A 26,776-nucleotide genomic window follows, 5' to 3' on the forward strand; every position below is an offset into this window, starting at 1 on the left:
GAGGTTTTTAAGGAGTTTCAACATGAACGGTTATTTTGCTTACGATGCGGGCTGGCTGGAACAACGACATGCGCTGCATACCGCACGTGAGATCTGGCAGCAGCCGGACTTATGGGCCGCCCTGCACCAACAGTTACAGCAGCAACAAACGCTGTGGCAGCCTTTCCTTGCCCCGCTGCTGGCTAACCCGCGCCTGCAGATTGTTCTGTGCGGCGCAGGTAGCTCAGCCTTCGCCGGTCGGGCATTGGCACCCTGGCTGCGCGAGAAAACCGGTCGCGACGTGGTGGCCTACGGCACCACCGATATTGTCGCCAACCCGCACCAATATCTAGACCTGACCCGCCCTACGCTGCTGGTGTCTTTCGCTCGCTCCGGCAACAGCCCGGAAAGCGTGGCAACGGTGGAGCTGGCCGATCAACTGCTGCCGGAAAGCTATCACCTGATGCTGGTATGCAATCCGGACAGCCAGTTGGCGCAATATGCCCATCAACGCGATAACGTCTGTTCGCTGGTGATGCCACAGGGTTCCAACGATCAAAGCTTTGCCATGACCTCCAGCTTCAGCTGCATGATGCTGTCCGCCGCGCTGTTGCTCGGCCCCTATTCCCTTGCCGAGGCCCAGCGGCCTCTGACGGCCATGGTGGAGCGCTGCCGCGAACTGCGTGAAACCCTGCAACCGCAGGTGAAGGCGTTGGCTGCCAGCGGTTTCCGGCGTTATATCACGCTGGGCGGCAGCTGTTTCACCGGGCTGGCGGAAGAGGCTTCGCTGAAGATGCTGGAGCTGACGGCCGGGCAGATTGTCACCCGCTACGACTCGCCGCTCGGCCTGCGCCATGGCCCGAAGTTTATGGTCGACAACCAAACCCTGGTCCTGCTGATGTTCTCCAGCGGCGACTATGCCCGCCAGTACGATCGCGATCTGTGGAACGAGCTGCAACGCGACGGCCTGGCAATGCAGATGGTCGGCCTGACCGGCAATACTCAGGCGCTTTGTGAACAAATGCTGAACCTGCACCACGCCGAAGATGACGTCTGGTTGCTGTTCCCTTATCTGTTATTCACCCAGATGCTGGCCTTTGAAAGTTCGCTGGCACTTGGCCTGACGCCGGATAACCCATGCCCGACCGGAGAAGTTAACCGGGTGGTTAAAGGCGTTACTATTTACCGTTACCCGTCATCTGTGGCGTAAGGAATCTCTATGTACCTGATATCCAACCGCGAAATGCTGCTAAAAGCGCAGCGCCAGGGTTATGCCGTGCCGGCGTTCAACGTGCATAATCTTGAAACCGTGCAGGTGGTGGCGGAAACCGCTGCCGAACTGCGCTCACCGGTGATCATGGCCGGTACGCCCGGCACCTTCAGCTATGCCGGCACCGACTATTTGATCGGCATCTGTCAGGCCGCCGCTCATCGTTACGATCTGCCGTTGGCGCTGCATCTGGACCACCACGAAGAAATGGATGACATCGAATATAAGGTCAAAAGCGGTATCCGTTCGGTAATGATCGACGGCTCACACCTGCCATTCGCACAGAATATTGCCAAGGTGGCCGAAGCCGTGGCGCTGTGCCACCGCTACGGAGCCAGCGTGGAGGCTGAACTGGGACGACTCGGTGGGCAGGAGGACGACCTGATTGTCGATTCGACCGACAGTTTCTTTACCGACCCGGCCGCCGCGCGCGAATTTGTCACCGCGACCGGCATCGATTCGCTGGCGGTGGCGATTGGCTCCGCCCATGGCCTGTACCACGGCGAACCTAAACTGGATTTTGATCGTCTGGCGCTGATCCGCGAACAGGTCGATATCCCGCTGGTGCTGCACGGGGCCTCCGGCATTCCTGAAGCCATGGTGAAACGCGCCATTTCACTGGGCGTCTGCAAGGTCAACGTGGCGACCGAACTCAAAATTGCCTTTGCCGATGCGGTGAAGAGCTATTTCTCCCAGCACCCGGACGCCAACGACCCGCGCAAGTATATCGTGCCTGGCAAACTGGCGATGAAGGAGGTGGTGGCCGAGAAAATCCGCATCTGCGGCAGCAGCGGCATGCTGTAACTCAGCATAAATCACCACAGCTGGCCGCCGCTTAAGATTCAATGGCGGCCAAAATCCATTTTTTTACCGTGACAGAGTTCACAGCCCACCCGCTACATCCGCCTGCAAATCATTAAGCCGTCTTCAGCATGATCTAAATCATGGTTTTTCCCGCCCCCCTCCCTATTATCAAATCTATTGGCACTAAAAATTAAGAATAGTATATAAACCATTCAAAACGGAGATTGGTGGAATTTGGATCAGGATGACATTCAACATACCCGTTTAATGTTTATTTAATTGGAGTCAATTATTTTTCATTTCATTTTAAAAAGGAATTAATAATGAACTATTCTCGCATAGCTTTGGTACTCCTGGCCCTTCTTCCAGCGACCTTGCAGGCAGCACAGGGCTACAACAGCCGCGTGGCTTCTGGCACCATCCGTTTTACCGGCGAAATCACAGCGCCAGCCTGCACTATCAAACATCTGAATGAAGGGATCGTTTCTAATTGCTCTGGTATAACTCTAGCCAATGGCAAGAGTCCTGGCATTAGCTCATTAAACAACATGTCGCCTGAACTGGTTTCCAACGTGACAACCGAAACCATTAATAATAACCAAAAACTAAAGAACATCATAATCAGCTATAAATAACCTGCGTTACTTTATTAATAACTCAGGTTACTTTTATTAATCACCTGCGAAACTTTTTTAGTATTAATTTTGACTCAATTAAATAAACTTATTGAAGATTTGTAAATTTATTTTATACATTTGAGGCATAAAGCGACACACCATATTCATGCTCACAGTATGGGCAACCCAAGGTTGCCCATCTTCATGTCCGGAATCCGCCATCGCTCCCCCGCATTTCGTGCAATAATCCCCTCATCAAACGAGAGGAGAGTTCACATGCAGACCTTTTTTATTGACCGTATGGCGACGCCGGTAGGCGAACTGGTGCTGATTGCCGATGAGCAGGACCGCTTGCGCGCCATCGACTGGACTGAGCATGAAGTACGCCTGATGAAGCTGCTGAATACTCATTACCGAGCCGATCGTTTTCAACTGATAGACAAACGCAACCCCGGCGGCCTGACCGAAGCGATGCAACGCTATTTTTCGGGTGAATTGGATGTCATTGATCAGTTGCCGGTAATGACCGCCGGTACCGAATTCCAGCGCAGCGTCTGGCAGCAACTGCGCCAAATCCCCTGCGGGGAAATCATTACCTATGGCGAACTGGCGAAACGCATAGGTCGCCCGACCGCTTCACGCGCAGTCGGTATGGCTAACGGCTCCAACCCCATCAGCATCGTGGTGCCCTGCCACCGGGTGATTGGCTCGCAAGGCGCCTTGACCGGCTATGCCGGTGGCGTTCAGCGCAAGCAGTGGCTGCTCAAGCACGAAGGCTATTTGCAAAACGATCTGCTTTAATCCCACCGCAGCCGATACATCGCAAGATACCCCGGCTGCGGTAAGCGTTACGTATTGATGTAAGTAGCAAAGAAATCAAAACATTTCAGGCCACTACAGGATATTCGGCGGCATGTTTGCACAAAATTCGCACAGAATGCCCCCGTTGTTATTAATGCTACCCTTATCACCTGCCGGAAAAGATGTTAAAATTGACGCATATCAATTATTGAATGAGCGTAATCTATGATCCCGGAAAAACGCGTGATTCGTCGTATCCAGTCTGGTGGTTGTGCGATCCATTGTCAGGATTGCAGTATCAGCCAACTGTGTATTCCTTTTACTCTTAATGCCCATGAGCTGGACCAGCTCGACAACATTATCGAAAGGAAGAAGCCTATCCAGAAGGGCCAGACCTTGTTCAAGGCCGGCGATGAACTGAAATCGCTGTACGCTATCCGCTCCGGGACCATCAAAAGTTATACCATTACCGAGCAAGGCGATGAGCAGATCACCGGTTTCCACCTGGCGGGCGATCTGGTTGGTTTTGACGCCATTGGCGGCCTGAAGCACCCAAGCTTCGCTCAGGCGCTGGAAACGTCCATGGTGTGTGAGATCCCGTTCGAAACCCTGGATGACCTGTCCGGTAAAATGCCGAATCTGCGTCAGCAGATCATGCGCCTGATGAGCGGCGAGATTAAAGGCGATCAGGACATGATCCTGCTGTTGTCGAAGAAAAATGCCGAAGAGCGCCTGGCCGCATTCGTCTATAACCTGTCGCGCCGCTTTGCAGAACGCGGTTTCTCACCGCGTGAGTTCCGTCTGACCATGACCCGTGGCGACATCGGCAACTACCTTGGTCTGACGGTAGAAACCATCAGCCGTCTGCTGGGCCGCTTCCAGAAAAGCGAAATCCTCAGCGTTAAAGGTAAATATATCACCATCGAAAACGTCGACGCCCTGTCGGTGCTGGCCGGTACGCCACGCATTAACGTGACCGTAAACGCCTGATCCCAAGCTGGGTTAGTAATTCAACAGAATTATTGACCCAGCCTATCTCTGCTGCTGTTCTGTTTTTCAATGTTGGGTTACTCTGTAAATTGACAGACTGTTGATTTTCAGCTGTAAGGAGGCCCTATGGCGAAGTATCAGAATCTTCTGGTGGCTATTGACCCCAACCAGGATGACCAGCCGGCGCTGCGCCGGGCGGTGTACCTGATTAAACGAAATGGCGGGCGCATTAAGGCCTTCCTGCCTATTTACGACTTCTCTTACGAGATGACGACCTTGCTCTCACCGGACGAAAGGACGGCGATGCGACAAGGTGTTATCAGCCAACGTGCCGCATGGATTAACGAGCAATGCCGTTTTTACCTCGACGAAGGCGTTCCTATTGAAATCAAAGTGGTCTGGCATAACCGCCCTTATGAAGCGATTATTCAGGAAGTGATCGCCAGCAAGCACGATCTGCTGTTAAAAATGGCGCATCAGCACGACCGCCTCGAATCCGTTATTTTCACCCCCACCGACTGGCATCTGTTACGAAAATGCCCTTGCCCGGTGTGGATGGTCAAGGACCAACCCTGGCAGGAAGGCAGCAAAGCAGTGGTGGCGGTCAATCTGGCCAGTGAAGAACCCTACCATGACCCATTGAACATCAAGCTGGTACAGGAAACCGTTGAACTGGCGCAAAACGTCAACCAAACCGAAGTTCACCTGGTCGGCGCCTACCCCGTTACCCCCATCAATATTGCTATCGAACTCCCGGACTTTGACCCCAGCGTCTACAACGACGCCATTCGCGGGCAGCACCTGATCGCCATGAAGGCGTTAAGGCAAAAATTCGGCATTAAAGAAGAGTTTACCCACGTTGAAAAAGGCCTGCCGGAAGAGGTGATCCCCGATTTGGCCGAGCACTTGCAGGCGGGTGTGGTGGTATTGGGTACCCTGGGGCGCACCGGCATTTCGGCGGCGTTTATCGGTAACACGGCAGAACATGTGATCGACCATCTGAAATGTGACCTGCTGGTGATTAAGCCGGAAAACTTCAATTGCCCGATCGAAGTCGATGAGGACGATGAGCACGACGACGAGGATTGATGTTTGACGCATAAAGAAACGGGCCGAAAAGGCCCGTTTTTATTTGTTTGCGTTACGCCTGCAGCGCACGCAGTATCGCTTCCACACTCTCTTTGGCATCGCCAAACAGCATCTGGGTGTTCTCTTTAAAGAACAGCGGGTTCTGCACGCCGGCATAGCCGGTGTTCATCGAACGCTTAAAGGCAATCACGTTCTGCGCTTTCCACACTTCCAGCACTGGCATACCGGCGATTGGACTGCGTGGATCTTCCAGTGCGGCCGGGTTCACCGTGTCGTTGGCGCCGATCACCAGCACGGTGTCGGTATCAGCGAAATCGTCATTGATTTCATCCATCTCCAGCACCACGTCATATGGCACCTTGGCTTCGGCCAACAGCACGTTCATGTGGCCCGGTAAACGCCCGGCAACCGGATGAATACCGAAACGCACCTTGATACCACGAGCGCGCAGTTTCTCGGTGATTTCTGCCACCGGGTACTGCGCCTGCGCTACCGCCATGCCGTAGCCTGGGGTGATGATTACCGACGTGGAGTTTTTCAACTGCTCGGCAACTTCTTCCGCGGTGGTTTCGCGATACTCGCCCATTTCTTCCGCATTACCGGTCGAAGATCCATCGGTACCGAAGCCTCCGGCGATCACGCTGATAAACGAACGGTTCATCGCCTTACACATGATGTAAGACAGGATGGCCCCCGAAGAACCCACCAACGCACCGGTCACGATCAGCAAATCGTTGCTCAGCATGAAACCCGCCGCCGCCGCCGCCCAACCCGAATAGGAGTTGAGCATCGACACCACGACCGGCATGTCGGCACCGCCGATGGAAGCCACCAGATGCCAGCCAAACGCCAGCGCGATAGCGGTCATCAGCACCAGCGCCACCGCTTGCCAACCCACGCTGTCGGCACGAACAAACACCACCAACAGGACGAAGGAAACCACCAGTGCCGCCAGGTTCATTTTGTGTCGGTTTGGCAACGCCAGCGGTTTGGAAGAGATGATGCCACGCAGTTTGCCGAACGCGACAATAGAACCGGTGAAAGTAACCGCACCGATAAAGATGCCGAGGAACACTTCGGTCAGATGGATATTCTCCATCACCGGCTCCATCGCCACGCCGTGATCCAGGTAGCTGTTCAAGCCCACCAGAACCGCCGCCAGCCCCACAAAACTGTGCAGTACCGCAACCAGCTCTGGCATTTCGGTCATTTCGACCTTTTTCGCCAGATAAACCCCGATGGACCCCCCGATAATCATCGCGATGATGATCCAGCCCACGTTGCCGGAATCCGGCCCGAGGATGGTGGCGATCAGCGCAATCGCCATCCCGGCGATGCCAAACAGGTTGCCCCGCTTGGACGTTTCATGGCGCGACAGGCCGGCCAGACTACAGATAAACAGGATAGCGGCAACAATGTATGCAGCTGTAACTAATCCTCCAGACATATGCTACCCCTTAGTTCTTGCGGAACATCTTCAGCATGCGCTGAGTGACGGTGAATCCACCAAAAATGTTGATGCTGGCGATCAGCACGGCGATAAAGGAGAGGAAACTCACCCAGCCGCCATGGCCAATCTGCAATAGCGCACCGACCACGATAATCCCTGAGATCGCATTGGTGACCGACATCAACGGGGTGTGCAATGCATGGCTGACGTTCCAAACCACGTAGTAACCCACCACGCAGGCCAGCGCAAACACGGTAAAGTGAGACAGGAACTCTTTTGGTGCGGCGTTGGCCAGCCAGCCAAACAGGATGATGGCCAGCGCCATCAGGCCATATTTCAACCATGGCGAAACCGGTTTTGCCGCCGGTTTGGCGACCGGTGCCGCTGCCGGTGCCTGTTTAGGCTGGGCAGAAACCTGGATTGGCGGTGCCGGCCAGGTGACTTCGCCACTGCGCACCACGGTAACGCCGCGGATCACGGTATCTTCAAAATCAACGTCAATTTCGCCGTTTTTCTCTTTCGACAGCAATTTCAGCAGGTTAACCAGGTTGGTGCCGTAAAGCTGTGAGGATTGAGTCGGCAGGCGGCTTGGCAAATCGGTATAGCCAATGATTTTCACGCCGTTGTCGCTCACGGTCACGCGATCGGCCACGGTCAGTTCACAGTTGCCACCGTTTTGCGCCGCCAGATCGACGATCACGCTACCCGGTTTCATCGAAGCCACCATCTCTTTGGTGATAAGCTTCGGTGCGGGTTTGCCCGGGATCAACGCGGTGGTGACAATAATGTCGACCTCGGCCGCCTGGGCGGCGAACAGCGCCATCTCGGCCTTGATAAAGGCTTCGGACATCACTTTGGCATAGCCATCGCCGCTGCCCGCTTCTTCCTCAAAATCCAGCTCGAGGAATTCAGCGCCCATGCTCTGCACCTGCTCTTTGACTTCCGGGCGGGTGTCGAAGGCGCGAACAATCGCCCCCAGGCTGCCTGCGGCGCCGATGGCAGCCAGGCCCGCTACGCCGGCACCGATAATCATTACCTTGGCGGGTGGAACCTTGCCGGCAGCGGTGATTTGCCCGGTGAAGAAGCGGCCAAACTCATGCGCGGCCTCAACAATCGCACGGTAACCGGCGATGTTGGCCATTGAGCTCAGTGCGTCCATGGATTGTGCGCGTGAGATACGCGGTACAGAATCCATCGCCATCGCAGTGACGTTGCGAGCGGCCAGCTGCGCGATCAGCTCCGGGTTTTGCGCCGGCCAGATAAAGCTGACCAGGGTGCTGCCCTCGCGCATTAACGCAATCTCGTCCTCAAGCGGTGCGTTAACTTTCAAAATCAGATCTGACTGCCAGACATCAGCGGTGTCAGTGATTGTTGCCCCAGCGGCTTCATAAGCGCTATCGTCAAAACTTGCCAGTTTACCCGCCCCGCTTTCAATCGCGACGGTAAAGCCCAGCTTCAGCAGTTGTTCCACCGTTTTCGGCGTTGCTGCGACCCGGGCTTCATTGGCCAACCGTTCTCTTGGTACACCAATACGCATAATGTTCCCTTCTCACCTGTCTATGATGATGTTTATTATCTTCCTACCCATAGCGATGGCCCCGGCCGACAGGTTTTTATTAGCCTTGTCGGCAACGAATTAAGGCGCCATCTATAACCTACTGAAAATATGATCGATGATCCATAATTGCTTACGCATTCATGTCTGTTTTTACATAAAAACTCAGGCAGTGACATGATAAATCGCAAATTAAAGTTAAAAACCCCGGTGGAATGCCGTTTTTGCGGCCATATTGTGGCTGGCGGAGGTTGGCGATTTTCCAGTAATACATGGCCAAGGCGCATAAAAGTTATAAATTTGTGAATAATTAACACTTATGACATCAAAGGCTTTATTATTGAAACTTATGGCGATTCTGCGCAATATATCGGGCACAATCCTTCTGGGGGTTTGTCTCACGGGATGACATAAAATGCTGAGACACTGGTCGAGATTACATGTAATAATCGGCGGCTGAATTACACCTAAACAGTTCAGCACGTTATAAACGTTAATGCGCTAGGCGAAAGGATTTTTTATGAAGCTGAAGAACACGATCATCGCATCAGCCTTGTTATCACTCACAGCGCTGTCTGCTCAGGCGGCACAAGAGTTAACTCCTGAAAAAGCAGCGGCGCTGAAGCCGTTTGATCGCATCACGATTACCGGCCGCTTTAATGCCATCAATGAAGCCGCTGATGCCATATCCCGCCGTGCAGATAAACTGGGTGCAGACTCCTTCTACATTCAGGACAGCAACAACAGCAACAATGGCGGCAACTGGCGCGTCACCGCAGATCTTTATCATAAAGATGCGCCGGAAGTGAGCAAAGACCCCAAATACCGCGTGATTAACGGTGTTACCGAACTGCCGAAAGAACAAGCCTTCCTGTTGGAGCCGTACGACACGGTGAGCGTCAGCGGTTTCTACCGCAGCCAGCCGGACATCAACGATGCCATCACCAAAGAAGCGAAAAAGAAAGGCGCAGCCTCCTTCTTTATCGTGCGTCAGGTAGATGCCAACCAGGGCGGCAACCAGTTCATTACCGCTTATATCTATAAGGCCGATGCCCCTAAACGTACCGTTCAGAGCCCGGATGCCATTCCGGCTGATTCTGAAGCCGGTAAGGCCGCGCTGGCTGCCGGTGGCGCTGCTGCTGCCAAGGTTGAAATTCCGGGTGTTGCCTCTTCCGGCTCACCAAGTCGCGACGTAGGCCGTTTCTTCGAAACCCAGTCGTCTACCGGCAAACGTTATACTGTCACTTTACCGAACGGTACCAAGATTCAGGAAGTGAACAACGTGACTGCCGCGCAGATGGTGCCGTTTGATTCCGTGACCTTCACTGGTCACTTCAACAGCATGACTGACGTTTCTAGCGAAGTTGCCAAACGTGCGGCCGAGAAAGGCGCCAAGTACTATCATGTGACCCGCCAGTGGCAGAACAAGAGCGGCGGTAACCTGACCGTCAGCGCCGACCTGTTCAAATAAGTTTCACTTTGCGGTTTACCATCGGGCAGCCATTGAGCTGCCCGTTTTTTTGTCGCTGATACCGCCCTGCCAGTTGAATAGTTTTTTGTAAATCACGCATACTTAATCATTGCATCCACACGCATCCAGCCGTAGAATTTGCGCCAATTTTTAGGGCTATTGTCTACTCGTTCAGTAATTGTCATTACGTTGTTACTGCCAAGCAGTTCCCTTCCAGTTGTTTATTCTGCGCTCAGGATCCGTCATTGGAAAAAAAACTAGGTCTTACCGCGTTAACCGCATTGGTGCTGAGCTCAATGCTGGGCGCCGGGGTTTTCAGCCTGCCACAAAACATGGCGCAGGTTGCCAGCCCGGCGGCCCTGTTATTGGGTTGGGCAATCACCGGCGTCGGCATCCTGTTTCTGGCTTTTGCCATGCTGTTGCTAACCCGCCTGCGTCCCGATCTGGACGGTGGCATCTTTACCTATGCGAAAGAAGGCTTTGGCGAGCTGGTGGGCTTTTGTTCCGCCTGGGGTTACTGGTTGTGCGCAGTGATCGCCAATGTCTCTTATCTGGTTATCGTGTTCGCCGCACTGAGTTTATTCACCGATCGCGGCGGAAACGTCATTCTGGGCGATGGCAATACCTGGCAGGCACTACTGGCAGAGTCAGTATTGCTGTGGATCGTCCATGCGCTGGTGTTGCGCGGCGTGCAAACTGCAGCCAGCATCAATCTGGTGGCGACCCTGGCCAAGCTGTTGCCGCTGGGGATGTTTGCGGTATTGGCGGCAATGGCGTTCAACATGGACGTCTTTACGCTGGATTTCCACGGCGTCGCTCTCGGTAAACCGGTGTGGGAACAGGTAAAAAACACCATGCTGATTACCCTGTGGGTATTTATCGGTGTGGAAGGCGCAGTCGTGGTTTCAGCGCGGGCGCGTCATAAAAAGGATGTCGGCCGTGCAACCATGCTGGCAGTGATCTCCGCACTGGCGGTTTACCTGCTGGTGACTTTGTTGTCCCTGGGTGTGGTGCCGCGCAGCGAATTGGCCGAAATGCGCAATCCTTCCATGGCGGTGCTGATGGTCGATCTAATTGGCCCCTGGGGTGACGTGATTATCGCGGCCGGGCTGATTGTTTCGGTTTGCGGGGCCTATCTGAGCTGGACGATTATGGCCGCCGAAGTCCCGCTGCTGGCGGCACAACACGGCGCTTTCCCAAAGATTTTCCGCAAGCAGAACAAGAATCATGCGCCTTCAGCTTCACTGTGGCTGACCAATATTGCCGTGCAGTTCGCACTGGTGCTGATCTGGCTGACCGGCAGCAATTATAATTCTCTGCTGACTATCGCCTCGGAAATGATCCTGGTGCCTTATTTCCTGGTCGGTGCCTTCCTGTTTAAGGTGGCGATCCGTCGTCAGGACAAACGGCTGATGTTCGCCGCCACAGGTGCCTGCCTGTACGGCATTTGGCTGCTCTACGCTTCCGGGTTAATGCATTTGCTGATGTCGGTGTTGCTGTATGCACCGGGGCTGCTGGTGTTTATTTATGCCCGAAGCGGACATAACGACGTCAAGCTGCTGAATCAGCTGGAGAAAGGCAGTATTTTTCTGTTGCTGGTGGCCACGGTGCCGGCCGGCTGGTTTATGCTGCAGTAGGTGAAGAATGGCCGGGTGGGATCACCCGGTCAGTTACTTTGATATGTACGCAGGCTGATGGTCATGCGTTCCCCAACCTGAGAGATAATCACTCCCTCAACGCACTCTTGTTGAATGGTCGCCAACTGCTGCGTGTCCAGAGCGTAAGGCAGCTTAATGTCGAATACCGCCAGCCCCTGTTGCTGTGCCAGGTCGATCAGGCGCACGATGTTGGTTTCGTCGCTGACCTGGGTAGAAACCACCTGCAGCGCCAACGCTTTCAATTGCTCTTTCCGCGTTTGCGAAGCGGAAGCCTGAGATTTCAATACCATGCCAAAAAATGGCATCACGCCATAAATTGCATCAACAAAGCGCCAGTGCTTCTTGCACGATGCGGACAGAAAATCCATGTAATCAAAACAGACTTTCTCACTGCGGGCGACGGGTGCAAGGTGACTGCTGTTCATCCCTTCCTCTCATTGCCGGGTGTATTACATCCTGAAATGGATAATCGATGCGAAGCTTTAACGAATTTCCGCCGTATAATGGCATAATTCCCCTATTGTTTGCCAGTCTGTCCAGGAGCTTTAATCAATGGAACTTCACAACTCAGCCCCGGTGCTGATTACGGGCGGCGCACGCCGGATTGGACTGGCATTGGCCAGGTCATTCTTGCAACGTGATATTCCCGTGATCATTGCCTATCGCAGCGACTACCCGGCGCTGGGCGAACTGAAAAGACTGGGGGCAACCTGCATTCAGGGCGATTTCTCAACGCACGACGGTATCTATCGTTTCGCCGAGCAGGTTCGCCAGGCAGCGCCCAAACTGCGCGCGGTGATCCACAACGCCAGCGCCTGGCAGGCCGAATCACCGGAAGTACCACCGGAGCAAGTGATGGCGGCCATGTTGCAAATTCACGTTTATACGCCTTATCTGCTCAATCAACTGCTGGAATCTTGTCTGTTGGGCCAGGGGCAAGCCGGTGCGGATATCATCCATCTGACCGACTATGTGGTGGAGAAAGGCAGCGACAAGCACATTGCCTATGCCGCCAGTAAGGCCGCGCTGGACAATATGACCCGCTCTTTTGCCCGCAAGCTGGCACCCGAAGTTAAAGTCAATGCCATCGCCCCGGCGCTGATTATTTTCAATCCAGGCGACGACGAGCATTATCGGCAACAGGCGCTGGCAAAATCACTGATGAAAATCGCCCCAGGCGAGAGCGAAGTGGTCAATCTGGTGAACTATCTGCTGGACAGCCGCTATGTCACCGGCCGTACCCACGGTGTCGACGGCGGACGCCCGCTGCGCTAACGCATGATCTGCATGGCGTATCGCGGAGCCCCGCGTTATGCTGAATTTCGTTATTCTGATAAAACCGCTGAATATGCATAAAATTGTTTTTGTGGAAGACGATCCCGAAGTCGGCAAACTGATTGCCGCCTATCTGGGCAAGCACGACATTGAAGTGTTGATTGAGCCACGCGGCGACAGTGCACAGGCCCGCATCGAGCTGGAGCAACCTGATTTGGTGCTGCTGGATATTATGTTGCCCGGCAAGGATGGTATGACGCTGTGCCGTGATTTGCGCCCAACCTTCCCCGGCCCGATCGTGCTGCTCACCTCACTCGACAGCGATATGAACCATATTCTTTCGCTGGAAATGGGCGCTAACGATTACATCCTGAAGACCACGCCGCCAGCGGTGTTACTGGCGCGACTGCGTTTGCACCTGCGTCAGCATGGCAGCCAGCCAAAGGAAGAGTCAACACAACCGCTCACTCAACACAACGCCCTGCACTTTGGCCTGTTATGCATCGACCCGGTTAACCGACAGGTGACGTTGGGTGAAGAGGTCATCACCCTTTCCACCTCAGATTTTGATCTGCTGTGGGAACTGGCCACCCACGCCGGCCAAATAATGGATCGCGAAGCCCTGCTGCAGAACCTGCGTGGCGTGAGTTATGACGGTCTGGATCGCAGTATAGACGTGGCGATTTCCCGCCTGCGCCGCAAGCTGTACGACAATGCCCTGGAACCCTTCCGCGTCAAAACCGTGCGTAATAAAGGTTACCTGTTCGCTCCGAATGCCTGGGAGTTCGTGCAGCAATGAGAAAGCTCTTTGTGCAGTTCTTCCTGCTGCTTTTCGTGTGTTTCCTGGTGATGGCGATGCTGGTGGGTCTGGTGTACAAAGTCACCGCCGAACGCGCCGGCCGCCAGTCGATGGACGATCTGATGAAAAGCTCGCTGTACCTGATGCGCAGCGAACTGCGGGAAATTCCGCTGAAAGACTGGAACAAGACCATCGCCACGCTGGACTTGAATCTGTCGTTTAAGCTGCACATCGAGCCGCTGGGCAAACAGGACCTGAGCGAAGATTTGAAAAAACGGCTGCGTCTGGGGGAGATTATCGCCCTCGACGATCAATACACCTTTATGCAGCGTATCCCGCGCAGTCACTACGTGCTGGTGGTCGGGCCGATCCCTTATCTGTTCTATCTGCATCAAATGCGGCTGCTGGATTTGGCGCTGCTGGTGTTTATCGGCATGTCGCTGGCGCTGCCGGTGTTTCTGTGGATGCGTCCGCACTGGCAGGACTTGCTGAAGCTCGAAAACGCGGCTCAGCGCCTCGGTGCCGGGCATCTGGATGAGCGCACCCATTTCGACCCTACCTCCAGCCTGAATCGGCTCGGGGTGGCCTTTAACCAGATGGCGGATAACGTCAATACGCTGATCGCCAGCAAGAAACAGCTGATAGACGGTATCGCCCATGAACTGCGCACTCCGCTGGTACGGCTGCGTTACCGCCTGGCGATGAGCGATAACCTTTCCGAGAGTGAACAGCAGGCGCTGAACCGCGATATCGGTCAGTTGGAGTCACTGATCGACGAACTGCTGACCTATGCACGATTGGACCGTCCGCAGGTCGCACTCAATATAGAACCGCTGGATTTACCCAAATGGCTGGAGGACAAGGCTGACGACCTGCGCCTGATCCACCCGGAACGTGAAATCGAATTGAACATCCCGCACGTCGGTGATTTTGGCGGCGTCGATTTACGGCTAATGGAGCGGGTGCTGGATAATCTGGTGAACAATGCGCTGCGTTATAGTGAGCAACGCTTGCGCATCGGCCTGTGGTTTGACGGCGACAACGCCTGCCTGCAGGTAGAAGACGATGGGCCAGGTATTCCGCCGGAAGAACGTGAGCGGGTATTCGAGCCCTTTGTACGTCTCGATCCCAGCCGCGATCGCGCTACCGGCGGCTGTGGCCTGGGTTTGGCGATTGTTCATTCGATTGCCGTGGCCTACCAGGGCCAGGTCTACGTTGACGCCAGCTCTCTCGGTGGTGCCAGCTTCCGCTTCTGTTGGCCGCTAAAGCCCACTTTCAATTTAAAAGCAGACCCGGTGTAACCCCGTTTACGTAGCAGCATAAAAACGCGAAACAGTGATCCGGTTTACAAAAAATGGAGCTAAACGATGACATCTGCACATTCCCCTTCTTCTTACGACGAGCTGCGTGCCATTTTCACCCGCCTGTCACGCTTCGGCCATCTCTCCGCCATTGCCGGCTGGGATATGCAAACCATGATGCCACCGGGCGGCAGCAAAGCGCGTTCCGAGGCACTGGCTGAGCTAAGCGTATTGCAACACCAGATTTTAACGTCGGATAAAACCGGTCGTCTGTTTGAACGCGCACAACAAGAAACGCTGGACGACATTGACCAGGCGAATTTGCTGGAGATGCGCCGCCAGTATGACAATGCGGTGCTGGTGCCGGAATCGTTGGTCGAGGCTAAATCCCTGGCCGGTGCACGTTGTGAACATGCCTGGCGTTCCCAACGCCCAGCCGACGACTGGGAAGGTTTCGCGGAAAATCTGCGCGAAGTGGTTAAACTGAGCCGCCAGGAAGCGCAGATCCGTGCCGAAGCGGCAGGTAGCAGTCGTTATGATGCCCTGCTGAACCTTTATGAACCGGGAATGCGCAGCAGCGATATTGATCGCATTTTTGGCGATTTGAAAACCTGGCTGCCCGACCTGCTGCAGAAGGTAGTGGCTAAACAGGCCCAGGAACCTTGTCTGGTTCCGCAGGGGCCGTTCAATGTGGAAACTCAACGGCAACTGAGCCTGAGCGTGATGAAGCTGCTCGGCTTTAACTTCGACGGCGGTCGCGTGGACGTCAGTGCTCACCCATTCTGCGGCGGCGTACCGGAAGATGTTCGTATTACCACCCGCTACAACGACAAAGAATTTCTGACCGCATTGCTCGGCATCGTGCATGAAACCGGCCATGCTCGTTACGAACAAAATCTGCCACGCGAATGGCTGGGCCAGCCGGTAGCCCAGGCTCGTTCAACCGCTATCCATGAGTCGCAGAGTCTGCTGTTTGAAATGCAACTGGCGCGCGGCAGCGATTTCCTGAAGATCCTGCGTCCACTGGTGGTCAAACAATTCGGCGAGCAACCGGCATTGGAAGAAGGTAACTTCATCCGACTAAATCAGCGAGTGAAACCAGGCCTGATCCGCGTAGACGCTGACGAAGTCAGCTACCCGGCGCACGTGATCCTGCGCTATGAAATCGAGAAGGCTCTGGTCGAAGGCGAGATTGAGGTAGAAGATATCCCGGCGCTGTGGGGCGAGAAAATGCACGGTTACCTTGGCCTCGATACTATCGGCAACTACCGTAACGGTTGTATGCAGGATATTCACTGGACCGATGGTGCCTTCGGTTACTTCCCGACTTACACCCTGGGTGCCATGTATGCCGCGCAACTGTTCCACAGCGTCCGCAAAGCGCTGCCAACGCTGGACAGTGACATTGCCGAAGGCAACCTGAATCCGCTGTTCCAATGGCTGAAGCAGAATATCTGGCGTCACGGCAGCCGTTTCCCTACCAATACCCTGATCGCCAATGCGACCGGCGAGGCCCTGAACCCAGACTATTTCCGTAAGCATTTGGAAAGTCGTTACCTGTAAGATCCCCAGGCACGGCTAATCCCGTGCCTTTTTCCCCCTGCTTTGCCGCCGCTATTCCATAGCGCACCCCCTCCACCCAAGACGCCCAGGCTGCAGAGTACCGGTTGGCCACTCCCTACATGTATGTTGTAACTAAAGTGAGATTTAAACTTCGATGGATCCGCTTCGTTAACCGGCCAGTGCTCGCGATGTACATTAGGTTACACGCCGAAACCAATCACTCACGGAAAGCATCGGGCCGTTTGCCTACTATCTTATCACCGGCCCCGCAGTGGGCTTGATACATGATGAGTAACTTGAGGAATCAACGATGAAAAAAGTATTAGCTCTGGTTGTTGCCGCTGCAATGGGTCTGTCTTCTGTTGCCTTCGCTGCTGACGCTGCCACTACCACCACTACCGCACCTGCGGCGACGGCTACCACCACCGCGGCTGCACCAGCCAAGACCACTCACGTGAAAAAACATCACGCGAAGAAAGCCCCAGCTCAAAAAGCTCAGGCGGCTAAAAAGCACCACAAAGCCACCGCTAAAAAAGCGCCGGCTCAGAAAGCCCAGGCAGCTAAAAAACACCACAAAACAGCCAGCCATAAAAAAGCGGCGTAACAGCAATTAATGTGAGGCTCCCCTCACCAGTTCAGGCTTGAGTTGTCCAACACCCGGTTCGCCGGGTGTTTTTTCATCGGGGGTTCTCATCATGCTGCGTCGCTACCTATTTGAAATCATTTTGACCACGCTGATCCTCTGTGGACTGATCGCCGCCTTTTTTTATCTGTAGCCACACCGTCCTCTGGATAATAAATTATTGAAAAATCAATCACTGCCCATCCACACGGCGACTAATTCAGTCTATAGTTACCATTCAGTGTGTTTATGGATGATCCGTATTTTCCAGGCAAGAAACCTATGCGCATAACCGTTTTGCTGTTGCTGTGCTCATTCCCGCTCGCACTCTCCCTCTCAGCACGGGCTGACAGCCCATCCGACGTGTCGGCAGCTGAGCAAACCCGCCTGTTTTTTGGCAAGGATGAACGAATAAAAGTAACGGAAACCGACGGTTGGCCGTGGCAGGCCATTGGGCAAGTGGAAACCGCCAGCGGTAACCTGTGCACCGCCACGCTGATCTCTCCGCATCTGGCGCTCACCGCAGGCCACTGCGTGCTGGCACCACCGGGTCAACTGGATAAAGCCATTGCGCTGCGTTTTGTTGCCGGTAATAAGACCTGGAAATACCAGACCGACAATATTGAGACGCTGGTGGATCGTAAACTGGGGAAAAAACTCAAGCCTGACGGCGATGGCTGGATTGTACCGCCAGCGGCAGCGGCCTATGACTTTGCCCTGATCCGTCTGAAGGATAAAAAAACCTTGCCGATTAAGCCGCTGCCGTTGTGGCAAGGCGACAGCAAGGCACTGACCCAGGCAATGAAACAAGCCAAACGGCTGATTACCCAGGCGGGATACCCGGAAGATCATCTGGACGATCTCTACAGCCACCAGAACTGTAAAGTGACCGGCTGGGCGCAACAAGGCGTCCTGTCGCACCAGTGCGATACCCTGCCCGGCGATAGCGGTTCGCCGTTACTGCTGAAAACTGCCGACGGTTGGCGGCTTATTGCCATTCAAAGCTCCGCACCGGCAGCCAAAGACCGTTACCGCGCCGATAACCGCGCGCTGGCTGTGACCGGTATCCGCGATGCGCTGGACGCGCTGGCGGCGGGGAAATAAAACCCGGGGGCAACTTATTGCCCCCGATTATTTACACTGAAAGCTGCTCGATAGTCTGCAGGATGCGCTTGTCCGAGATCGGATAAGGCGTGCCCAGTTGCTGAGCGAACAGGCTGACGCGCAGCTCTTCAATCATCCAGCGCACCTCTTTCACCTCGTCATCCTGCTGGCGTTTCGGCGGCAGTTTGTTCAGCCATTGCTGCCAGGCCTGCTGCACCTGTTCCACCCGTAGCATTTGCGCGCGGTCGCGGTGCGGATCGATAGCCAGTTTCTCCAACCGACGTTCAATCGCCTGCAGATAACGTAGCGTATCCGGCAGGCGCTTCCAGCCGTTGTTGGTGACGAACCCACGATAAACCAGAGCGCCGAGCTGAGTTTTGATATCTGACAGTGCCAGCGCCAACGAGATATCAACCCGGCCTTTCAAGCGCTTGTTGATGTTAAACACCGCCGTCAGGATTTGTTCGACCTGTTTGGCTACGCCCACCACCGTTTCATTCAGTTCGCCGCGCACCAGTTCCTGCAGACGGGCAAAGTTTTCTTCCTGCCACACCGGCCCGCCGTGTTCTGCGATCAGTTTATCGATGCCGCACGAAATGCAATCGTCGATCAGATCCAGCACCCTGCCGTAGGGGTTGAAATACAGCCCCAGTTTGGCCTTGTTCGGCAGTTTTTCATGCAGATATTTGATAGGTGAAGGAATATTCAACAACAGCAGACGACGCGTGCCCTGCCACATCGCCTGTCGCTGCTCCTGCTCGCTGTCGAACAGGCGGATCGCCACGCTGTCTTTTTCGTCCACCAGCGCCGGGTAAGCCTTCATTGAGTAGCCACCGCGCTTCTGCTCATAAAACTCCGGCAGTTTACCGAAGCTCCAGATATGCAGATTGCTTTGTTCCAGCCCATCGTCCGCCACCGCCGACAGCGTTTCCTGCACCTTGTCCTTCAGCTTGAGCTTCAATGCCGTCAGATCTTTGCCTTCAAGCAGGGTTTTGTGTTTTTCACCCACCACCCGGAATGTCATCTTGAGGTGATCGGGCACCTGATCCCATTGCCAGTCTTCACGTGACACCGTCACACCAGTCATGCGACGCAGCTCGCGCTCCAGTGAATCCAGCAGCGGCATCTCCAGCGGCGTCGCCCGCCCCAGGAAAGCTTCGGCGTAGTTCGGTGCCGGCACAAAGTTGCGGCGTACCGGCTTCGGCAAGGACTTGATCAAGGCAATGATCAGTTCCCGACGAATGCCCGGGATCTGCCATTCAAAGCCCTGCTGCTCAACCTGATTAAGGATAGGCAGCGGAATGTGTACCGTCACGCCATCGGCGTCGGTGCCCGGTTCAAACTGGTAGGTCAGGCGCAGCTTGAGGTTGCCCTGGTACCAGGTGTTTGGGTAGTCCAGCGCACTGACCTGATTGGCACCGTCTTTGATCAGCATTTCTTTTTCAAAGCTGAGCAGGTCTGAATTTTGCTTACCGGCGTTTTTCCACCAGTTATCGAAATGGCGTCCGGACACCACATCGTTCGGAATGCGCTGATCGTAAAAAGCAAACAGGGTTTCGTCGTCCACCAGAATGTCACGGCGACGCGATTTATGTTCCAGCTCTTCCACTTCGGCACGCAGTTTCAGGTTAGCGGCAAAGAACGCATGTCGCGTCTGCCAGTCACCTTCCACCAACGCATGGCGGATAAACAGCTCACGGCACAGCAGCGGATCAATGGTGCTGTAATTGACCGAGCGCGCGGCAACGATCGGCAACCCGAACAGCGTTACCTTTTCGCTGGCCATCACCGCCCCCTGGGATTTGGACCAGTGGGGTTCGCTGTAGCTGTGCTTCACCAGATGCTGAGCCAGCGGTTCTATCCATTCCGGCTCGATACGAGCGGCAATACGCCCCCACAGGCGGCTGGTTTCCACCAGTTCGGCCACCATGGTCCACTTCGGCGGCTTCTTGAACAGGCCGGAACCCGGGAAGATGGAGAAACGCGCATTGCGAGCACCGGTGAACTCCTGCTTGTCGACATCTTTCTGACCGATGTGCGACAGCAAGCCGGTCAGCAGTGCGGTATGCACGCTGCGGTAATCGGAAGGTTCGCTGTTAACCGGCAGCCCCAGCTCTTTCACCACCTGGCGCAGTTGGGTGTAAATATCCTGCCATTCGCGCACCCGCAGGTAGTTCAGGAAATCATTGCGACACAGCCGACGGAACTGGCTGGAGGAATGTTCTTTTTGCTGCTCTTTCAGCCAGTCCCACAGGTTCACGTAGGCCAGGAAGTCCGAGTCTTTATCCGCGAAGCGACGGTGCTTTTCATCCGACGCCTGCTGTTTGTCCATTGGCCGTTCACGCGGATCCTGAATCGACAACGCCGCGGTGATAATCATCACCTCGCGCACGCTACCGCTCTTCTGCGCTTCCAGCACCATACGCGCCAGGCGTGGGTCGATCGGCAACTGTGCCAATTGACGGCCCTGCGCGGTGAGCTGGTAGTGGCCATTGTCTGCCGTTTTAATCGCCCCCAATTCTTCCAGCAGACGCACGCCATCCAGAATATTGCGTTTGTCCGGCGCTTCCACGAACGGGAATGCGGCGATGTCGCCCAGCCCGAGCGAGGTCATCTGCAAAATCACCGACGCCAGATTGGTGCGCAGGATCTCCGGATCGGTAAACTCCGGTCGCGACAGGAAATCCTGTTCCGCATACAGGCGAATACAAATACCGTCCGACACACGGCCGCAGCGGCCCTTACGCTGGTTGGCCGAGGCCTGCGACACCGGCTCGATCGGCAGTCGCTGTACCTTGGTACGGAAGCTGTAGCGGCTGATACGTGCCGTCCCCGGATCAATCACATACTTGATGCCCGGTACGGTTAATGAGGTTTCCGCCACGTTGGTGGCCAGCACAATGCGCCGCCCGTGGTGTGACTGGAATACCCGGTTCTGTTCGCTGTTGGACAGTCGGGCATACAGCGGCAAGACTTCGGTATGTGGCAGATTGAGGCGATTCAATGCGTCAGCGGTATCACGGATTTCGCGCTCACCGCTCATAAAGATCAGGATATCCCCCGGCCCTTCGCGGCCAAGTTCGTCCACCGCATCGAAAATCGCCTGCAGTTGATCGCGGTCGGTATCGTCGGCGTCGTCCACCACCGGGCGGTAACGGACTTCCACCGGATAAGTCCGGCCGGAAACTTCAATAATCGGCGCGTTGTTGAAGTGACGTGAAAACCGCTGCGGATCTATGGTTGCCGAGGTGATGATGACTTTCAGATCCGGGCGCTTCGGTAGCAGTTCGCGCAGGTAGCCGAGGATAAAATCGATGTTCAGGCTGCGTTCATGCGCCTCATCGATAATCAGCGTGTCGTACTGCATCAACAGCCGATCCTGCTGGATTTCCGCCAGCAGGATGCCGTCGGTCATCAGCTTGACCAGGGTATTTTCCCCGACCTGATCGTTAAAACGTACCTTATAACCGACGCTGCCGCCCAATGGGGTTTCCAGTTCGTCGGCAATGCGGTTGGCCACGGTGCGCGCGGCCAGGCGTCGAGGCTGGGTGTGGCCGATCAGCCCTTTGACCCCGCGCCCCAATTCCAGGCAGATCTTCGGCAACTGGGTGGTTTTCCCCGAGCCGGTTTCACCGGCAACAATCACCACCTGATGGTCACGGATCGCCTGCAGAATATCCTGCTTTTTCTGGCTGACCGGCAGGTTTTCCGGATAGGTTATTTTCGGGCAGGTCGCAGCGCGGGATTGCACCTTACGCAACGCCAGCGCCATGTCACTTTCGATTTCAACGGCAGCCGCCAATTGAGCATCGGGATTTTTGATTTTTCGTGCGCCCTGCAGCCGACGTTGCAGGCGCTGTTGATCACGGAGCATCAGCTCGCCCAGTTGGGCAGACAATGCCGCGAGCGGAGATTTCACGTTCGGTATTCCTTGTTTCATCGCTGCTGTATCAAGCGTTAGCAACGGTTTGGTAATGGGTTAGCCCGTTTTTAGCTTTGGACGCGAAGAATATCACAAGCCGCTTTTTCCCCATAATCCCGCCGCTTAAGGCCCAAAAGGTTATTCAATAAAATCGAACAAAGGTCTCGAAATATTGCGCTATCACTGCTGGAAAAATGTGAATAGAGTGTACTGCATGCAAGGGACGCACCGTCCTGATGTCACTGTCTTAACCTAAGGAATTACCGATGAGCAAAGTATTGGTTCTTAAATCAAGCATCCTGGCAGGTTACTCTCAGTCTAACCAACTGGCCGATTTCTTCGTTGAGCAATGGGCAAGCGCTCATGGCAACGACACTATCACCGTACGTGACCTGGCTGCACAGCCAATCCCGGTACTGGACGGTGAGCTGGTGGGTGCACTGCGCCCTTCCGATACGCCGCTGACCCCACGTCAGACCGAAGCGCTGGCCTTGTCCGACGAACTGATCGCTGAACTGCAGGCCAATGACACCATCGTTATGGCGGCACCGATGTACAACTTCAACATCCCGACCCAGTTGAAAAACTATTTCGACCTGATTGCCCGTGCCGGCGTCACCTTCCGTTACACCGAAAACGGCCCTGAAGGCCTGGTGAAAGGCAAACGCGCCATCATCCTGACCAGCCGCGGCGGCATTCATAAAGGCACCCCGACTGACCTGGTAGAACCTTACCTGCGTCTGTTCCTGGGCTTTATCGGCATCACCGACGTTGAGTTCGTGTTTGCGGAAGGCATCGCTTACGGCCCGGACGTCGCGACCAAAGCACAGGCCGACGCCAAGGCCGTGCTGACTCAGGTGGTTGCCGCCTGATGTCCCTCGCTGGGGCGTAATGCTTGTAAGTTAAGGTGTATTGTTCCCTCTCCTTTGGGAGAGGGTTAGGGTGAGGGGATACATACCAACACGAAAGCCCCTCACCCCGGCCCTCTCCCTCGGGAGAGGGGGACGCCCACTTAAACAACGTCGTACATTCTTATTCAGAACTTTGCTTAACTGACCGGCATTACACCTGACGGCGCGTTTTTTTATTTCTTCAGCCACTGCCCGTTAATACCGCGCACGTATTCCCCTGCCGGGGCTCGCGTTACCAACTTCTGCCCCGCCATGCGCGCCACATCGTCGATGGCAATATGATTGCTGTCCGCCACTTGCTGGTATTTTTCGGTGCGCCCGGCATTAATGTTTTTCACCAACGTCAGCGTTTCGGCGTCCTGCTTCACCGGCGCGATATAACCGCTGAGCGTTTCCCCTACGCGCCCCTGCTGTTTGGCCTCATCGAGCGTCAGCGCCATCGCCATGCTGCTGAACATCCAGGCGGCGGCCATCAAGCCTAAATAACGTTTTTTCATATTGGCTCCTAGAAAAGGCCGCTTTGGGTTTTCAGCAGATTATCAACGTCCTTATCTACCTTGATGTGGATCTCATGCTCGATCTTCACGTTCATGTTGATGGTGATCGGATCTTTAGGCGTCGCGACCTCGATGCGCGGCACGCAGCCGCTCAGCAAAAACGTGCCCAGCACGGCGACCAGCAATGGCCCGCTGATGATTTTCATGGTTGTTCCCCAGGTTTTGAGAGGGCCTGTTCCAGCCACTCCTGTAAATTGTCGCCAAAGCGCAGACTGCGCCACAGCTGAAACACGTTTTCCTGATGGCTATAGTTCAGGATAACTTCTCGTTTGGCACTTTTTTGCGGATTAACCCCGTCAATGCGCGCCTTCAGCGTCAGCTCACCGAGGTTGTCGAGATCAACCCTGGCTTTCGAGCGGTTAATCTCCATATAGCGCAGCCAGTCGATCGCCGCGCCGGTCGCCAGATTATTGCTGCCGATGGCATCGGCCATATCCTTGTCCAGCCGCAGCGTCAGCATGCCCGAGTTGGCGATCCAACCGTTGCGTACCAGCCATTTGGGATGATTGAGATACAGCGGCAGTTCGCCGTCCACCCGCCCGGACATGGCAAACTGTTTTGGCTTCAGCGCGGTAAACAAGGCGCTGAGATCAACTTTATCCAGTTTCAATACGGCAGCGTCATGCTGCGGCATCCGCAGCGCCGACAGGCTGATATGACCGTTTAATGCATCCATTCCAACGTTGCTCAGCGTCAGCGGTGTCTGTTCGCTGTACGGGTAGGTCCCCTGCAGATCGGCGGTAATATTCTGCATTTCAAACAGGTTGCTGAATGACCTGATGCGTAACATCACTGGCTTTTTGGCCCCCAACTGCCAGAGATGGTTTTTCAGTCGGTAGGACATCACAAAGTCCAGGCCGCTCATCTCGCCGTCTTTCAGCCACATGCCGCCGTTTTTCACCACCCAGTGGCCACCGGCCTCAAAGCCCTGTACCCGGGCCGCAGAGAAGGCCGACTGGGCATAAAACTCGCCGTCGCGCAGTTTGATATTCAGATCGGGTGAGATCAAGGGTTGGAACACTTCCAGCGACTGTTTTGGCCACCAGCCCTCTCCGCGCAAACGCTCACCGTCCCAGCGGCCTCGCAGTGCTATCGGCCCAATCTGTTCCGCCTGCAGTTTGCCCTGTAGCTGGAAACTGTCCGGCGCCTTGCCCTTGAGCTGCAGCGCCAGCACCGGGGCCGGCAGGTAACCCCCGTTGGTGAAGCTAACCTTGCCGGAAACCAGCTGCAGTTCGCCATTGAATGCCGGGGCCTGCTGGTCACGCTGCCAACGCAGCGGTTGGCTAAGACTGAGACGCGGTGCGTCTACCGTCACCATGCTGTATTTCAATTGATCAAAACCGGTAGAAAGGCGATCGAGCACCAAAGTGCTGTCCTGCCAACTGCCGCTGCCGGCGACGTCCCAGGCAGCCTGTAGCGGCGGCAACTGGCCGTTACCCCAATAGCGCCATTGCCAGTTACCGTGATCCGGCCAAAAATCCTGGGCCTTGCCGTCCAGATGCAGTTTAAAACGGCCCCAATAGCTGTCGCTGGCATTGATGATCGCCTGCAGGCGGCCGGTGATGCCGCCCGCGGTGACCTTCACGCCGGCCAGCGGCAACCGCGCCTCTTCCAGTTTCATTTCCGGTGTGGCGTTGCCCCACAAACGCAGCAGAGCCCCTGACTGCAACACCAGCGTCGGGTTAAGAATAGTGCCGCTGATGATACCGGGGATGGAAGCGGTCATGGAAAAATCGGCCATATTCGCCTGACCGGTCAGTTGGAAGCGTAAGTCGCTGTCGATTAGCCCGACCTTACCCGGCCCCAGCGTCAACACCGCGTTGCCCTTGCCGTTATGGCCGTCGGTGATCACATTTAAACGGGCGCTGATCTGGGCTTCATCAAAGCCTTTGCTCCAGTCATGCAGCGCGATGCTCAAGCCGCCGTTAAGCGGTTGCTGACTGTACGGCCAGCGCCACTCGCCCTGCTTGATACTCACCTGCTGCGGGTTGATCTCCCACGGCAAGGTGGCCAAGGGTTTATCTGCCCCCTTTTCTGTCAGCGTCATCACCCCCTGCTGCTGTTGCCAGCGCATATCCAGCAGCAAAGGCTTTTCCAGATAAGCGGTCTGCAGTTCGCCCTGCAGTGCGCCTTGCGTCGGCATGCTGTCCAAATCCAGCGGAATGCTGATTTTTCCGGTCAGATGCAGCGGCTGTGGGCTGTTGGGTGCGGTGAGCGTCAGGCTGTTCAGCGTCAGTTGTTGATGTTGATCCAGCAGCGCGTCAACGCTGATGTTGGGGCCTTGATATTGCAGGCTCTGGCCTTCTGGCGTGGTGTGTATCTGCAGTTTACCGGCATAGAATTGCCACGGCAGCACCGAGAGATCCTTAATGATGATATCCAGCAGCGGCAGTTGTTTTTGCAGTTGGTCAAGCGCCAAGGGGGCGCTATTGGCATCACCGGCAGGCAATTTTGATAGGCAGGCCGTATCGACATGCAGCTTGTCGCCGATCAGTTGCCAACGCCCTTGCTGATAAGCCAATCGGGTTGGGCCGGCGCTGGCAAGCAGGCAGTCTTGCGCTAAAAAGCGGGCGCCATCCAACTGCAAGGCGCCCTGGTGCCACTGTAGTTTGCCCTGCAAAACCAACTGGCTGCCCTGCGGTAACCAGTGCGAGAGCACACGCGGCAGCCAGCGCGGCAGAGTTTGCCACAGCGCCACCAGCAGGATCAGCACACTCACCACAATCCCTATGAATACTTTCAATCGCTTAGTCATTAAATGATTGTTTCATTCCTGAGTTAGGCGCCCTTTGCCCGGGCCAAAGACCGTTTAGGTTTAGGCTAAGTCTATGCCTGAATTGGCAATAATGATGGCATGAATTTGACATAGGGTGAAGCTGAGACCGAAGAAGATACCTTGTACCGGGGCTTTTATAGCCATTGCTACGGATGCTGTAAGTTTTAGTTACATATTCATCACATGAATATGACCTATTTCAGACTTTTGTTATTGTCGTTACATTTGATCATTAATAGTCTTGCAAGCATTCTAACAAAAG

General features: G+C 55.0%; 22 protein-coding genes. 15 read left to right on the plus strand and 7 right to left on the minus strand.

Features of this window, described 5'->3' with window-relative positions; all coding sequences use genetic code 11:
- Positions 1-22 precede the first annotated feature (22 nt).
- From M2406_RS07105 to uspE, 6 genes are all read left to right on the plus strand, one after another.
- Positions 23-1,189 (plus strand): SIS domain-containing protein, encoded by a 1,167-nt coding sequence (locus M2406_RS07105; RefSeq protein WP_259189435.1) that lies wholly within the window; start codon positions 23-25, stop codon positions 1,187-1,189.
- Positions 1,190-1,198: 9 nt separating this feature from the next.
- Complete coding sequence (locus tag M2406_RS07110; protein ID WP_012145307.1) at positions 1,199-2,053, plus strand: tagatose bisphosphate family class II aldolase; 855 nt, start codon at positions 1,199-1,201, stop codon at positions 2,051-2,053.
- A 323-nt stretch (positions 2,054-2,376) separates the two neighbouring features.
- Complete coding sequence (locus M2406_RS07115) at positions 2,377-2,688, plus strand: hypothetical protein (protein ID WP_259189436.1); 312 nt, start codon at positions 2,377-2,379, stop codon at positions 2,686-2,688.
- A 258-nt stretch (positions 2,689-2,946) separates the two neighbouring features.
- Positions 2,947-3,471 (plus strand): methylated-DNA--[protein]-cysteine S-methyltransferase, encoded by a 525-nt coding sequence (gene ogt / locus M2406_RS07120; RefSeq protein ID WP_112362869.1) that lies wholly within the window; start codon positions 2,947-2,949, stop codon positions 3,469-3,471.
- Between the two features lie 225 nt (positions 3,472-3,696).
- Positions 3,697-4,461: an FNR family transcription factor gene (locus M2406_RS07125; protein WP_012145310.1), complete on the plus strand. Its 765-nt coding sequence runs from the start codon at positions 3,697-3,699 to the stop codon at positions 4,459-4,461.
- Positions 4,462-4,587: 126 nt separating this feature from the next.
- The gene (gene uspE / locus M2406_RS07130; protein WP_012145311.1) at positions 4,588-5,550 is read left to right on the plus strand and encodes a universal stress protein UspE; all 963 of its coding nucleotides are present in this window, start codon (positions 4,588-4,590) and stop codon (positions 5,548-5,550) included.
- Between the two features lie 52 nt (positions 5,551-5,602).
- Here uspE and pntB read toward each other — a convergent pair whose 3' ends face one another.
- Positions 5,603-6,997 (minus strand): Re/Si-specific NAD(P)(+) transhydrogenase subunit beta, encoded by a 1,395-nt coding sequence (gene pntB / locus M2406_RS07135; protein ID WP_115184605.1) that lies wholly within the window; start codon positions 6,995-6,997, stop codon positions 5,603-5,605.
- Positions 6,998-7,007: 10 nt separating this feature from the next.
- Positions 7,008-8,537, minus strand: coding sequence for a Re/Si-specific NAD(P)(+) transhydrogenase subunit alpha (pntA, locus tag M2406_RS07140; RefSeq protein WP_115184604.1), 1,530 nt, complete (start codon positions 8,535-8,537; stop codon positions 7,008-7,010).
- Positions 8,538-9,075: 538 nt separating this feature from the next.
- Between pntA and ydgH the strand changes: the two genes are divergently transcribed.
- Both ydgH and M2406_RS07150 read left to right on the plus strand, forming a co-directional pair.
- Positions 9,076-10,026: a DUF1471 family protein YdgH gene (gene ydgH / locus M2406_RS07145; RefSeq protein WP_012145314.1), complete on the plus strand. Its 951-nt coding sequence runs from the start codon at positions 9,076-9,078 to the stop codon at positions 10,024-10,026.
- A gap of 245 nt (positions 10,027-10,271) precedes the next feature.
- A complete protein-coding gene (locus M2406_RS07150; RefSeq protein ID WP_112362866.1) occupies positions 10,272-11,663 on the plus strand; it encodes an amino acid permease in 1,392 nt (463 codons plus the stop codon).
- Between the two features lie 29 nt (positions 11,664-11,692).
- Here the strand turns inward: M2406_RS07150 and M2406_RS07155 are convergent, their stop codons facing one another.
- Positions 11,693-12,109, minus strand: a complete 417-nt coding sequence (locus tag M2406_RS07155) for a hypothetical protein (RefSeq protein WP_259189443.1) — start codon at positions 12,107-12,109, stop codon at positions 11,693-11,695.
- 127 nt (positions 12,110-12,236) lie between these two features.
- Between M2406_RS07155 and folM the strand changes: the two genes are divergently transcribed.
- From folM to M2406_RS07185, 6 genes are all read left to right on the plus strand, one after another.
- Positions 12,237-12,959 (plus strand): dihydromonapterin reductase, encoded by a 723-nt coding sequence (gene folM / locus M2406_RS07160; protein WP_012145317.1) that lies wholly within the window; start codon positions 12,237-12,239, stop codon positions 12,957-12,959.
- 73 nt (positions 12,960-13,032) lie between these two features.
- Positions 13,033-13,758 carry a two-component system response regulator RstA gene (gene rstA / locus M2406_RS07165; protein ID WP_026142393.1) on the plus strand — a complete coding sequence of 242 codons (726 nt, stop codon included), beginning with the start codon at positions 13,033-13,035 and terminating at the stop codon, positions 13,756-13,758.
- Positions 13,755-15,059: a two-component system sensor histidine kinase RstB gene (gene rstB, locus M2406_RS07170; protein ID WP_012145319.1), complete on the plus strand. Its 1,305-nt coding sequence runs from the start codon at positions 13,755-13,757 to the stop codon at positions 15,057-15,059. Before rstA ends, rstB begins: the two co-directional genes overlap by 4 nt.
- Positions 15,060-15,125: 66 nt before the next feature.
- Positions 15,126-16,622 carry a carboxypeptidase M32 gene (locus M2406_RS07175; protein ID WP_259189446.1) on the plus strand — a complete coding sequence of 499 codons (1,497 nt, stop codon included), beginning with the start codon at positions 15,126-15,128 and terminating at the stop codon, positions 16,620-16,622.
- 310 nt (positions 16,623-16,932) lie between these two features.
- Positions 16,933-17,226, plus strand: a complete 294-nt coding sequence (asr, locus tag M2406_RS07180) for an acid resistance repetitive basic protein Asr (protein ID WP_259189448.1) — start codon at positions 16,933-16,935, stop codon at positions 17,224-17,226.
- 300 nt (positions 17,227-17,526) lie between these two features.
- Complete coding sequence (locus tag M2406_RS07185) at positions 17,527-18,348, plus strand: serine protease (RefSeq protein WP_259189450.1); 822 nt, start codon at positions 17,527-17,529, stop codon at positions 18,346-18,348.
- 31 nt (positions 18,349-18,379) lie between these two features.
- Here M2406_RS07185 and hrpA read toward each other — a convergent pair whose 3' ends face one another.
- Positions 18,380-22,267: an ATP-dependent RNA helicase HrpA gene (gene hrpA, locus M2406_RS07190; protein ID WP_259189451.1), complete on the minus strand. Its 3,888-nt coding sequence runs from the start codon at positions 22,265-22,267 to the stop codon at positions 18,380-18,382.
- A gap of 269 nt (positions 22,268-22,536) precedes the next feature.
- Between hrpA and azoR the strand changes: the two genes are divergently transcribed.
- Positions 22,537-23,142 carry an FMN-dependent NADH-azoreductase gene (gene azoR / locus M2406_RS07195; RefSeq protein ID WP_012145324.1) on the plus strand — a complete coding sequence of 202 codons (606 nt, stop codon included), beginning with the start codon at positions 22,537-22,539 and terminating at the stop codon, positions 23,140-23,142.
- Between the two features lie 212 nt (positions 23,143-23,354).
- Here azoR and M2406_RS07200 read toward each other — a convergent pair whose 3' ends face one another.
- Genes M2406_RS07200 through M2406_RS07210 form a run of 3 tightly spaced genes read right to left on the minus strand, consistent with a single transcriptional unit; the run spans position 23,355 to position 26,493 of the window.
- The gene (locus M2406_RS07200) at positions 23,355-23,678 is read right to left on the minus strand and encodes a YdbL family protein (RefSeq protein ID WP_012145325.1); all 324 of its coding nucleotides are present in this window, start codon (positions 23,676-23,678) and stop codon (positions 23,355-23,357) included.
- 8 nt (positions 23,679-23,686) lie between these two features.
- Complete coding sequence (locus tag M2406_RS07205) at positions 23,687-23,884, minus strand: YnbE family lipoprotein (protein WP_012145326.1); 198 nt, start codon at positions 23,882-23,884, stop codon at positions 23,687-23,689.
- Positions 23,881-26,493 (minus strand): YdbH family protein, encoded by a 2,613-nt coding sequence (locus M2406_RS07210; RefSeq protein ID WP_259189452.1) that lies wholly within the window; start codon positions 26,491-26,493, stop codon positions 23,881-23,883. Before M2406_RS07210 ends, M2406_RS07205 begins: the two co-directional genes overlap by 4 nt.
- Positions 26,494-26,776 lie beyond the last annotated feature (283 nt).

This window comes from Serratia sp. BIGb0163 (assembly GCF_024809935.1).
Classification (GTDB): Bacteria; Pseudomonadota; Gammaproteobacteria; order Enterobacterales; family Enterobacteriaceae; genus Serratia; species Serratia quinivorans.

What these genes read in the sequence shown, in the direction of transcription:
- ogt (WP_112362869.1), top strand. Translation starts at nt 2,947, where the DNA reads ATGCAGACCTTTTTTATTGACCGTATGGCGACGCCGGTAGGCGAACTG.
- azoR (WP_012145324.1), top strand. Translation starts at nt 22,537, where the DNA reads ATGAGCAAAGTATTGGTTCTTAAATCAAGCATCCTGGCAGGTTACTCT.
- M2406_RS07205 (WP_012145326.1), bottom strand. Translation starts at nt 23,884, where the DNA reads ATGAAAATCATCAGCGGGCCATTGCTGGTCGCCGTGCTGGGCACGTTT.
- M2406_RS07110 (WP_012145307.1), top strand. Translation starts at nt 1,199, where the DNA reads ATGTACCTGATATCCAACCGCGAAATGCTGCTAAAAGCGCAGCGCCAG.
- M2406_RS07210 (WP_259189452.1), bottom strand. Translation starts at nt 26,493, where the DNA reads ATGACTAAGCGATTGAAAGTATTCATAGGGATTGTGGTGAGTGTGCTG.
- M2406_RS07115 (WP_259189436.1), top strand. Translation starts at nt 2,377, where the DNA reads ATGAACTATTCTCGCATAGCTTTGGTACTCCTGGCCCTTCTTCCAGCG.
- M2406_RS07175 (WP_259189446.1), top strand. Translation starts at nt 15,126, where the DNA reads ATGACATCTGCACATTCCCCTTCTTCTTACGACGAGCTGCGTGCCATT.
- folM (WP_012145317.1), top strand. Translation starts at nt 12,237, where the DNA reads ATGGAACTTCACAACTCAGCCCCGGTGCTGATTACGGGCGGCGCACGC.
- rstA (WP_026142393.1), top strand. Translation starts at nt 13,033, where the DNA reads ATGCATAAAATTGTTTTTGTGGAAGACGATCCCGAAGTCGGCAAACTG.
- pntB (WP_115184605.1), bottom strand. Translation starts at nt 6,997, where the DNA reads ATGTCTGGAGGATTAGTTACAGCTGCATACATTGTTGCCGCTATCCTG.
- M2406_RS07105 (WP_259189435.1), top strand. Translation starts at nt 23, where the DNA reads ATGAACGGTTATTTTGCTTACGATGCGGGCTGGCTGGAACAACGACAT.
- uspE (WP_012145311.1), top strand. Translation starts at nt 4,588, where the DNA reads ATGGCGAAGTATCAGAATCTTCTGGTGGCTATTGACCCCAACCAGGAT.
- rstB (WP_012145319.1), top strand. Translation starts at nt 13,755, where the DNA reads ATGAGAAAGCTCTTTGTGCAGTTCTTCCTGCTGCTTTTCGTGTGTTTC.
- M2406_RS07125 (WP_012145310.1), top strand. Translation starts at nt 3,697, where the DNA reads ATGATCCCGGAAAAACGCGTGATTCGTCGTATCCAGTCTGGTGGTTGT.
- M2406_RS07185 (WP_259189450.1), top strand. Translation starts at nt 17,527, where the DNA reads ATGCGCATAACCGTTTTGCTGTTGCTGTGCTCATTCCCGCTCGCACTC.
- pntA (WP_115184604.1), bottom strand. Translation starts at nt 8,537, where the DNA reads ATGCGTATTGGTGTACCAAGAGAACGGTTGGCCAATGAAGCCCGGGTC.
- M2406_RS07155 (WP_259189443.1), bottom strand. Translation starts at nt 12,109, where the DNA reads ATGAACAGCAGTCACCTTGCACCCGTCGCCCGCAGTGAGAAAGTCTGT.
- ydgH (WP_012145314.1), top strand. Translation starts at nt 9,076, where the DNA reads ATGAAGCTGAAGAACACGATCATCGCATCAGCCTTGTTATCACTCACA.
- M2406_RS07200 (WP_012145325.1), bottom strand. Translation starts at nt 23,678, where the DNA reads ATGAAAAAACGTTATTTAGGCTTGATGGCCGCCGCCTGGATGTTCAGC.
- asr (WP_259189448.1), top strand. Translation starts at nt 16,933, where the DNA reads ATGAAAAAAGTATTAGCTCTGGTTGTTGCCGCTGCAATGGGTCTGTCT.